Origin of the sequence: Actinoplanes sp. NPDC048791 (assembly GCF_040650095.1) — a bacterium.
In the GTDB taxonomy this organism is placed as follows: Bacteria; Actinomycetota; Actinomycetes; order Mycobacteriales; family Micromonosporaceae; genus Actinoplanes.
Genome location: NZ_JBEZGQ010000243.1, coordinates 1 through 9,902, shown reverse-complemented (window position 1 = coordinate 9,902; position 9,902 = coordinate 1). Strand labels below are relative to the sequence as shown.

Annotated in this window: 10 protein-coding genes; 4 read left to right on the top strand and 6 right to left on the bottom strand. The window is 72.3% G+C overall.

From position 1 onward, the window contains the following. From AB0C29_RS19270 to AB0C29_RS19255, 4 genes are all read right to left on the bottom strand, one after another. Positions 1–1,559 (bottom strand): glycogen debranching N-terminal domain-containing protein (locus AB0C29_RS19270; RefSeq protein WP_360821889.1); only part of this gene is annotated, 1,559 nt, incomplete at its 3' end. Beyond that, positions 1,556–2,836: an MGH1-like glycoside hydrolase domain-containing protein gene (locus AB0C29_RS19265; protein WP_360821887.1), complete on the bottom strand. Its 1,281-nt coding sequence runs from the start codon at positions 2,834–2,836 to the stop codon at positions 1,556–1,558. The genes AB0C29_RS19270 and AB0C29_RS19265, both read right to left, overlap by 4 nt. Continuing rightward, a complete protein-coding gene (locus AB0C29_RS19260; protein ID WP_360821885.1) occupies positions 2,833–3,651 on the bottom strand; it encodes a sugar phosphate isomerase/epimerase family protein in 819 nt (272 codons plus the stop codon). Before AB0C29_RS19260 ends, AB0C29_RS19265 begins: the two co-directional genes overlap by 4 nt. Beyond that, positions 3,648–4,697, bottom strand: a complete 1,050-nt coding sequence (locus AB0C29_RS19255) for a zinc-binding alcohol dehydrogenase (protein WP_360821883.1) — start codon at positions 4,695–4,697, stop codon at positions 3,648–3,650. Before AB0C29_RS19255 ends, AB0C29_RS19260 begins: the two co-directional genes overlap by 4 nt. Before the next feature lie 142 nt (positions 4,698–4,839). On the opposite strand from AB0C29_RS19255, the gene AB0C29_RS19250 reads away from it, so the two are divergent. Together AB0C29_RS19250 and AB0C29_RS19245 are read left to right on the top strand one after the other, a co-directional pair. Continuing rightward, positions 4,840–6,057: an ROK family protein gene (locus AB0C29_RS19250; RefSeq protein ID WP_360821881.1), complete on the top strand. Its 1,218-nt coding sequence runs from the start codon at positions 4,840–4,842 to the stop codon at positions 6,055–6,057. 9 nt (positions 6,058–6,066) lie between these two features. After that, positions 6,067–6,963, top strand: coding sequence for a Gfo/Idh/MocA family oxidoreductase (locus tag AB0C29_RS19245; RefSeq protein WP_360821879.1), 897 nt, complete (start codon positions 6,067–6,069; stop codon positions 6,961–6,963). On the opposite strand, the gene AB0C29_RS19240 is transcribed toward AB0C29_RS19245, so the two are convergent. Further along, positions 6,938–7,678 carry a hypothetical protein gene (locus AB0C29_RS19240; RefSeq protein WP_360821877.1) on the bottom strand — a complete coding sequence of 247 codons (741 nt, stop codon included), beginning with the start codon at positions 7,676–7,678 and terminating at the stop codon, positions 6,938–6,940. The genes AB0C29_RS19245 and AB0C29_RS19240 overlap by 26 nt on opposite strands. A 156-nt stretch (positions 7,679–7,834) precedes the next feature. Between AB0C29_RS19240 and AB0C29_RS19235 the strand changes: the two genes are divergently transcribed. Continuing rightward, entirely contained in the window at positions 7,835–8,491 is a 657-nt protein-coding gene (locus AB0C29_RS19235) for a class I SAM-dependent methyltransferase (RefSeq protein WP_360821876.1), read from the top strand. A gap of 116 nt (positions 8,492–8,607) precedes the next feature. Here the strand turns inward: AB0C29_RS19235 and AB0C29_RS19230 are convergent, their stop codons facing one another. After that, on the bottom strand, positions 8,608–9,291 hold the full coding sequence (locus AB0C29_RS19230; protein ID WP_360821874.1) for a GntR family transcriptional regulator: 684 nt from the start codon (positions 9,289–9,291) through the stop codon (positions 8,608–8,610). An 84-nt stretch (positions 9,292–9,375) separates the two neighbouring features. Here AB0C29_RS19230 and AB0C29_RS19225 point away from each other — a divergent pair. Then, positions 9,376–9,902: YbhB/YbcL family Raf kinase inhibitor-like protein (locus tag AB0C29_RS19225; RefSeq protein WP_360821872.1), on the top strand; the 527-nt coding region annotated here is incomplete at its 3' end.

Sequence of the window (9,902 nt, the reverse complement as noted above, 5' to 3'; positions counted from 1 at the left end):
GCGAGCAGCCCGCACCACAGCAGGTGTCCCGCGTTCGACGCCGCCGCGTCGACCGCCGTGCCCGTACCGTCGAGGGCCAGGGCCACGAAGCCGTCCGGCAGCCGGAAGTCACGGGCGAACCGGTCGCGCAGGTCCGCCGCGGCCGCGGTGAGCGTTGCCGCCCACGCCGGGTCGCCCCACACGTGCGTCGCGAGCCGGGCCGTGCCCAGCAGGGCGCGGTAGGCGTACCCCTGGGCCTCGGCCACCGCGATCGGCCCGGCGGCCCGGGTACCGTCCCGGAAGACGATGGAGTCGGCGGAGTCCTTCCAGCAGTGGTGCACCAGGCCCGGCAGGTCGGTGCGGTACCGCAGGTAGCCGGTCGCCAGCCCGCCCGGACCGAGCATCCAGCCCACCGCGGCCCGCGCCGCTTCCTCGAGTTCCTTGGCCGGCAGGTCGTCGCCGGTGACCTCGTGGTGCTCGGCCAGCAGCATGAGGAACAGCGGCGTCGCGTCGACCGAACCGTAGTAGCGGGCGTACGGCACCTCGCCGGTGGTGGCAAGCTCGCCCTGACGCATCTCGTGGATCACCTTGCCCGGCTCCTCCACCCGGGAGGTGTCGGTCGTGCGGCCCTGCGTGGCGGCCAGCACCCGCAGGGTTCCGGCGGCCAACTCCGGCCGGTGGTGAAGGGCGAAGAGCGAGCTGAGCAGGCTGTCGCGGCCGAAGACAGTGAGGAACCAGGGCGCGCCGGCGGCCGGCACGACCGCCCCGGGCACGCCGGGTGCCGGCATGCGCAGGGCGTCGAGGTCGGCAAGACCCTGCCGTACGCAGCGGGAAAGGTCATCCTGAGGTGCCGGAGGTGAACCTGCGGTGCCGGCCTGCTCGTCACCCGACACCGTGATCTCCAGTGTCACCGACTCCAGTGGCGGCACGACGACCGTCCATTGCAGACCTGCGGTAGACAGCAGCGCGGTCGGCGAGGCGTGAATCGTCGTCGTGCGCTCGAATCCACGCCGGACGTAGGAGTAGACCAGCCGGCCCCCGGTGGCGTCGGCGTGGCGAATCGCGTCGGACTTGTCGAAGGCGCGCGCCGAGCGCAGCTCGAACTGGTCGGCGAAGTCGGCTGCCAGCTCGTAGCCGAGCTCGACGATCTGCGGTGTGCCGAGGAAGCTCGTCACTTCCAGCGACTCCACCAGCCGGCCGGGCCGGACCTCCCGGCGCCGGGTGACCGCATAGGGCGGGTCCTCATGGCGGGCCGTCTCCGGCGCGTAGACCGTCGAGGTGGCATCGGTGCGCAGGGCACGTAAGGGCGTGGCTCCGGAGTGCGCGCGACCGCCTCGTCCAGATCCGCCGTCAGGCCCGGCAGGCCCGGCGGGACGTCCGGGTGGGCCGTCGGTTCTTGGGCCGCCGCCTGGCCGGCTGCTCGATTCCGCGATCGCCGTTCCGGGGACGGTCAGCACCAGTCGCGACAGATGACGGCAGTCGTCGATGAAGAAGCCGTCCACCGCCGAGCCTGTGACGTCCCCGCCGACAGCGGTGGTCAGCAGACACGTCGTGCCCGCGACCACCGAGTGTCCGCTCATGCCGTCCGGAGGAGGTCGAGGGTCAGCGCCGCGGTCCAGCTGAAGTCGCTCGCGCCGTGGCCCGCGCCGGTCAGCGGGTCGAGGTACTCGCGGAAGCCGGCGGTGCGCACCCGGTCCAGCAGGCGCCGGCGCAGATCGTCGGCGAGCGTGGTCTCGCCGTGCAGCCGCAACCCGTGCCAGACCAGCCAGCTCGTGTTGACCCACCCCGGCCCGCGCCAGTAGCGGCTCGCGTCATGGTCGGCGGCGGTGAGGTCGTACGACGGCAGTGGGCAGGCCTCGTGCAGCCGGAACCGGTCACCCAGAGCGGTCTTCACCAGCTCGGCGGCTACCGGCAGGCCCGGCACGATGAGCGGGGCCAGGCCACCTACGGAATAGGTCTGGATGAGGTGGCCGGTGTGCACATCACGCGGGAAGAACATCCCGGCGGCCGGGTCGTACAGAGTAGACACCAGGGCGTCGGTCAAGCGGGCGGCTGCGGCCAGGTGTGGCTCCGGGTCGTGGCCGAGTTCGGCCGCCATCGACGCGAGCGCGTGCTCGCCGGCGGCCAGCAGGGCGTTGCCCAACGGATCCTCGACCGCGAAGCCGTGCACCTGCAACGAATCGGTGTAGCCGGCGTCCCGGTAGTCCCGCGCGAGCCGGACGTAGCGGCCGTAGTCGTCGTCGGTGGGCCGTTCCGCGGCGACACCGTGGTTGAGGTCGCGCCGGGTGAACTCGGTCGTCGGCACCGGGATCACCCGCGACAGCGGGAGGTCCCAGGCCGGGCTGTTGTCCATGCCGGATTCCCACGGATGCACGACCGACATCAGGCCGTCGCCGCTCAGATCGCGGCGGGTCGCCAGGTAGCGGTGCCACTGGACCAATCGTGGGTAGATCCGGGGCAGGAAGCCGCGGGCGCGCGCCGTCGCGGGGTCCGCGAAGTAGGTCGACCAGGCGGCCAGAGCGTGCGCGGGCGGCTGGACGATGCCGGAGGTCGGCACGCCCGGCGCCCCGGGCACCGCCCCGGAACGCCAGAACGCGGGACCCGGGAAGTAGGCGTCGGCACTCACGTGCGGGTCGAACACGATGTGCGGCACGCGCCCGTCCCGCCACTGCGCGCCGAACAACGACTCCAGCTCACGCTGGGCCCGGGCGGGGGACAGGTGGCGCAGCCCGATCGCGATGAAGGCCGAGTCCCAGCTCCACTGGTGCGGATAGAGAGCCGCGGCCGGCACGGTGGCGCACTGCCGCCAGTTCGCGGCCAGCACCCGCCGGGCGGCCCGGTCCAGGTCGTCGGTCACGCCGGCCCGCTGACGTCGTGGCGGCGCAGGAAGCCCGGCACGGCGGCGACGGCGGCGGCCGGTTCGCCGCGCAGCCGGCACTCCAGGGCCAAGTAGCCGTCGTAGCCGATCGCGTCGAGCGTGCCCAGCAGCGCCGCCCAGTCGAGGTGCCCGGCACCGGGCTGGAAACGGTTGGAGTCGCTCACCTGTACGTGACCCAGCGCCGCGGCTGCCTTGACGAGCGCCGACGTGGGCTCGTCCTCCTCGATGTTCATGTGGTACGTGTCGGCCAGCACCTTCAGCGTCGGCAGGCCCACCGCGCCGACCAGCTCGACCGCCTGCTCGAGCCGGTTGACCATGTGGTCCTCGTAGCGGTTGAGCGGCTCCAGCACGAGCGTCGCACCCTCGCGGGCAGCGTGCTCACCCAGTTCGGTGAGGCCTTCGAGCAGCACCGCCCGGTCCTCCTCCTCGCTGCGCGGCGGCTCGAACGGGGGCAGCCGCCGGGAGAACATGCCCCACGAGGCCGGCGTGCAGGCCACCGCGCCGGGGCCGCCCACCTCGGCGATCACCGACAGCTGCGACTTGAGCTGGGCGACGGCGTCGCGGCGCAGGTCCGGGTCGAAGGCGCCGAAGAAGTGCCGCATGTCGACGCACACCGACGGCATGGGCACCCCGTCGCGGGCCGCCCGGCGCAACTCGGGCAGCCGGTCGCGGAACGCGAAGTCGCCGTGTCCGCGCAATTCGATGGCGTCGTAGCCGGCGCGCCGGGCGAACTCGAACTTCTCCTGCAGCGTCTGGCCGGGCAGCAACTGCTCCTGGCAGGAAAGCTTGATCACGGGAACTTCAACACCACCTGGAGTGCCTCGTGGGGACGGCGGTCGAGCATGCGGTACGCGGCCGCCGCCTCTTCCACCGGAATGACATGGGTGACGAGCCCGGCCGGGTCGATCCGGCGCTCTACGGCCAACCTGAGGAACGTGCGGTTCAGGCGAACCTGATCCCAGCGTCCGGCGACGTCCGGCGGGACCCCGCCGATCTGGGAGCAGATCAGCCGTACGCGGTTGTGGTGGAACTCGTCGCCGAGCCGCAGCCCGACGCCCTCGCCCTGGTAGAAGCCCGCGGCGACCACCCGGCCGTTGACCGCGACCGCGCGGATCGCCTCGTGCAGCGCCGGATACGAGCCGCTGATCTCGATCGCCACGTCGGCGCCGCGGCCGTCGGTGAGCTGGCGCATCTGCGGCCCCACCGTGCCGTCGCGGACGTCGATGATGGCGTCGGCGCCGTACTCCAGGGCCTTCTCGAGGCGGCCCGGCACCGCGTCGACCGCCACGACCGAACCGCCGGAGAGCCGCACGAGCCGGGTGGTGAGCAGGCCCAGCACACCCTGGCCGAAGACGGCGACCGTCTCGCCGAGGTGCACGTCCGCGGCCAGAACGGCGTTGAGCGCCACGGCACCGACCCGGGCGAACGTCGCCGCGATCGGGTCGAGACCGTCCGGGACCGTGCAACCGCGCAGCTTCTCGGCCGGCAGGACAGCCTCGGCGCGGTGCCCCCAGATGCCCCACACCTGCTCGCCGACCGCCGGGATGCCCGGGTCACCGGCGACGTCCGGGGCGACCTCGACGACCTCGCCCACCTCGGAGTAGCCAAGCCCGGCCACCGGATAGCTGAGGCCGCTGGTGTCGTCGACGAACAACCGCAGGTCCGGATCCCAGGACCTGTTCAGGTACGGGTTGGTGCCGCGGTAGGCGGTCAGCTCCGTGCCGGCCGAGATGCCGGAGAAGCTGGTATGCACGCGTACCTGGCCGGGGCCGAGCTTCGCGGTGGGCTGGTCGACCACCTCGACGCACTGCGGGGAGGTGAACTGCACTGTCTGCGGCACTCCGACATTTCACCCTATCGGTCGGGCCATTCGTGGCGGAACGCATAATCTTCCGGCCGATCACTGTCCTACTTATGTCTCGCCGCCGGGCAATAGTGCGGCGCAATCGCCCTCGACAGCCGTGGTGTTTACGCTACTCACCGTGACCACTTCTGCCGTGAAGCGCCTCCCGGGCAACCAGAACTCGGCCGGGCACCTGCTGTGGCTGGTGCGCACCGGACGTGCCCGCACCCGAGGTGAACTGCAGAGCTACACGGGCCTGGCCCGGTCGACCATCACCCAGCGCCTCGACCTGCTGCGCGCGACCGGCTACCTGCGGGCCTCCGGGGTGGAGGGGTCGACCGGCGGGCGCCCGGCGGAGTTGCTCGAGGTCGACACCGGGCACGGCGTGGTGCTGGTGGCCGACCTCGGCGGCAACCACGCCCGGGCCGCGGTGGTGGACCTGGGCGGGCAGCCGCTGGCCGAGGAGCACGAGCCGATCAAGATCGGCTGCGGGCCTGATTCGGTGCTGGGCTGGGTCGACGGCGCGTTCCGCCGGGTGCTGGCCCGGGCCGGGTGGGACCCCGATCGGGTACGGGGCATCGGCGTCGGCGTGCCCGGCCCGGTCGAGTTCGACGCCGGCGTGGTCACCCAGCCGCCGATCATGCCGGGCTGGGACGGCTACCCGATCGCCGACCGCTTACGCCGTACCTGGAACCGCCCGGTCTTTGTCGACAACGACGCGAACCTCATGGCGCTGGGCGAGCAGACGGTCCACTACCCCGGCTGTCCGGCGCTGGTGCTGGTGAAGGTGGCCACCGGTGTCGGCGCCGGCGTGGTCATCGACGGGCAGGTCTACCGCGGCATCGACGGCGGGGCCGGGGACATCGGCCACATCCGATTGCACGACCATCCCGAGGCCCGCTGCGAGTGCGGCCTCTACGGCTGCCTGGCCGCGGTGGCCAGCGGCCTGGCGCTGGCCCAGCGGCTCACCGCCGCGGGCACGCCCACATCGTCGGGCGCCGAGCTGGTCGAACGGATCCGCTCCGGACACGTCGAGGCCGTGCAGCTGGCCCGTACGGCGGGAAAGCTGGTCGGCGAGGTGCTGTCCACGGTGGTCTGCATGCTCAATCCGGCGGTGCTGGTGATCGCCGGTGACCTGGCGGACATCCACTTCGTCACCGGCGTGCGCGAGGTGCTCTACCAGAGCGCATTGCCGCGCTCGACCCGCCACCTGGAAGTGACGACGAGCCGGCTCGGTGCCCAGTCGGCGGTGGCCGGTGGGTACGCGATGGTCGTCGATCAGGTCTACGCCCCGGCCGCCGTCGACGCCGAACTCGCCCGCATGGTGCCTGCCGATCTGGCCACTTCTGGCCGATAATGTTCCGATATGGAACGCGACGAGCACGCCCAGCCGGTCGATGTGGGCCTGGTCGGCGCCGGGCCCTGGGCAGCCACGATGCACGGGCCGGTGCTCGCCGCCGGCCCGCAGACCCGTCTCGCCGCCGTCTGGTCGCGCCGCCCGGAGGCCACCGCACACCTCGCCGCCCGGCTGGGCGCGCACGCCGCCACCTCGTACGAGGAACTGCTCGATCGATGCGAGGCTGTCGCTTTCGCCGTACCGCCGGATGCGCAGGCCGACCTCGCACCCCGCGCCGCCCGGGCCGGTAAGGCCCTGCTGTTGGAAAAGCCCCTGGCGCTCGACCTGGACGCGGCCCGCGCGCTGGCCGACACCGTCGCGGAGTGCGGCGTGGTCACCCAGCTCGTGCTCACCAAGCGCTACCACCACAGCACGCGAGCATTCCTCGCCGCGGCGGCGAAGTTCACCTCAGCCGGAGCAAGAGCACGTTACCTGCACGGCGCGTTCCTCGACGGCGCGATGGCCACCGGCTGGCGGCTGACCCGCGGCGCCCTGTACGACCTCGGCCCGCACCTGCTGGACCTGGCCGACGCCGCCCTCGGCCCGATCGAGGAACTGCGCGCCTACGGCGACAGCCGCCGCTGGATCGAGCTGACCTGCGCGCACCGCGGCGGCGCGATCAGCCAGCTGTCGCTGTCCGGCGCCGTCGGGCTGGCGTCCTCGCAGGCGGGCATCGACCTGTACGGGCCGGCGGGGGAGCTGACGCTGGACTTCGGCCCGGTCGACCACCGGGAGTGCTGGCCGGTGCTGCGGGCCGAGTTCGCTGCCGCCGTACGCTCCGGCGTGCCGCACGACCTGGACGTGCGCCGCGGGCTGATGCTGCAGGAGCTCCTCGCCCGGGTCAGTGCCCCGCACGGCGGGCGGTGAGCAGCACCATCCCGGTGGTCTCGTAGCCGTCACTGGTCGCGGCCGAGTCGATCCGCTCGACCACCAGGTCCGTGGTCACGGGCGCGAACACCGCGCGGACGATCTCGGGATCCACGGGATAGCCGGGCCAGTGCGGCCCGCTGCCGATCTGGTAGCGGCCCATGTTCTCCATGAACGCGGCCACGAGCCACCCGCCCGGGCGGACCGACCCGGCGAAGGTCAGGCACAGGTCGCGGAACTCGTCGGCGACCTCGGTGGCGCTCTCCGCGACGAAGTGCATGGAGGCCAGATCGTAGGTGTCCGGCGACAGATCGCCGGTGCCACCTCGGCGTACGCGCACTCGCGCGAGCGCCTCGCTCAGGGTGGGCGGCAACTCGGGCTGCAGCTCCCGGCACCGGTGGTAGAAGCGCTGCCAGCTCTCCTCCGGGCCGTCGCGGAGCTGCTTCTCCAGGTACGCCACACTGGCCGCGCTCGGCTCCACCGCCTCGATGTCCCGGCTTACGGCGGAGGTGAGCATGAGGGGGTACAGGTTAGGACCCGCACCGAGCTCCAGTGACCGCGCGAAATGCCCAGGCGGGAAGCGCCGATAGAAGGCCGAGTGGTGCACGAGCACCGCGTCGTCGTCGGGCGCCACATCCCGGTAGATCTCGTCCAGGTAGTCGGTGACCGGCCATCGGTCCCAGTCCACGTCGCGGTTGTGCAAAGGTGAACCCATGCCCCGATCATGCCGCGAACGCGGATGGCCGGCATCCGCCCGTTTGCCGTTCCGGCAACGGAACTTGTCATTGCGAGGACCGGTGCGCACGCTGATGAGCATGGACATCAACAACTTGTACGGCCGGATCGCCGCGACGGGCCGGGGTGTGGCCCGATGAGCGGGCACGGACACGGGCATCAGTCCGAGGCCGAGGCGACGGCCATGTTCGAACCGCCGAGCTGGGACGAGCGCTACTCCGGCCCGGATAAGGTCTGGAGCGGCCAGCCCAACCCGCAGCTCGTCGCCGAGGTGACCGGGCTGACGCCGGGCACCGCGCTCGACGTCGGCTGCGGCGAGGGCGGCGACGTGATCTGGCTGGCCCAGCAGGGCTGGAAGGTCACCGGCGCGGATTTCTCGTCCAACGGCCTGACCCGCGCCGCCCGGCACGCCGAGCAGGCCGGGGTGGCTGACAGCGTCGACTTCTGGCAGGTCGACGCGCGGGCGTTCGCGGCCGAGGGCCGGACCTTCGACCTGGTCACCAGCCACTTCCTGCACCCACCGGACGGCGGGATGGTGGAGGTGACCCGCCGGCTGGCCGGTGCTGTCGCGCCCGGCGGGCATCTGCTCGTGGTCGGCCACGCGCCGTCCGAGGTGTTCACGCAGCTGTCGGCCAGCCACCGCAAGGCGATGTTCGTCGCCGAGGAACTGCTGCCGGGCCTGCCGGAGAACTTCGAGCCGGTGGTGGTGGAGCAACGGCCCCGCACCGCGGTCCGCGAGGGTGTCACGGTCGAGATCGCTGACTCGACTCTGCTCGCCCGCCGCACGTCCTAGTCACCGCCGGCGCGGTCGCTTTCGCTTGGTCGGCTTCGCTTGGTCGGCTTCGCTTGGTCGGCTTCGCTTGGTCGCCCTTTCGCCAGTGGCGTTTGGCCCGGTCGACCCTGACCTGGTCAATTCGCTGGGCCACTCTCCGCCTGGTCCCCGTTCGCGGGGGACAGTGCGGCGGCCGTGCGGCCCACGTGGTGGCCCAGCAGGTCGGCGGCCAGATCGGCGTCGCGGGCGAGGGCGGCCTCCTCGATCGCCCGGTGTTCGGCGATGGCGTCCCGGCCGGGATTGCTCAGCGACGACCACCGGCGGGCGAGCTCACTCGCGGTCCACAGCCGGTCGAACGTCTCCAGCAGCACGTCGTTGCCGCAGCCGTCGAGCAACGTGCGGTGGAAAGTCCGGTGCGCCTCCGCCCACGCGTCGCTGTAGTGCGGGTCGCCGTTGCGGGCGTGGCTCGGCGTACCCGCGAGGCGATGGTGCGCGGCCCGGACCCGGGCCTCCCACTCAAGGTCGCCCCGCGCGATCGCCAGGCGCAGCATGGCGGGCTCGACCGTCAACCGGGCCTCGGCGATCTGCTGCCAGCGATCAGCGCCGGTCGCGGGTACGGCGAAGCCGCGGTTGGGCAGCCGGTCCGCCAGCCCCTCGCCGGCCAAACGGAGCAGGGCCTCCCGCACGACGGCCAGGCTGACGCCGTGACGAGTGGCCAGCTCCTGCGGCTTGAGGGCCTGCTGCGGCGCGAACTCGCCGTGCAGCACGGCGGTGTGCAACCACGAGTACATCCGCTCGGACGGTGAGGGCGGCGGTGTCATGCCGATCACGCTACCCAAAATAATCGATTATTGCTAGCGTAGTCGATCGTGGGCCGGTGGCCCGACGACGATGAAAGAGGAACCATGAGCGGCAACGACCCGTTCGCGCGCCTCCCTGAGGTGCCGAGCTTCACGCTGACCAGCACATCCGTGGAGGACGGCAAGCCCCTTGCCGCGCCGCAGCTCTCGGGCATGTTCGGGGTGCCCGGCGGTGAGGACGCTTCTCCGCAGCTGAGCTGGAGCGGTGCCCCGGCCGGCACTCGGAGCTACGCCGTGACCGTCTACGACCCGGACGCCCCGACCGGATCGGGCTTCTGGCACTGGGCTGTCGCCAACATCCCGGCCGACACCACGGCCCTGCCGGAAGGCGCGGGTGACGACACCGGATCCAGGCTGCCCGCCGGGGCCGTCCAGCTGCCGAACGACGCGCGTGCCGCCCGGTACGTCGGCGCGGCCCCGCCGGCTGGGCACGGCGAGCACCGGTACTTCATCACGGTGCACGCGCTCGGTATCGAGGACATCGGCGTTCCCGCGGACGCGACGCCGGCCTTCCTCGCGGCCCGCAGGTCACGCAGGATCGACCGGGTGAGCCGGGCGGACAGGCCGAGCAC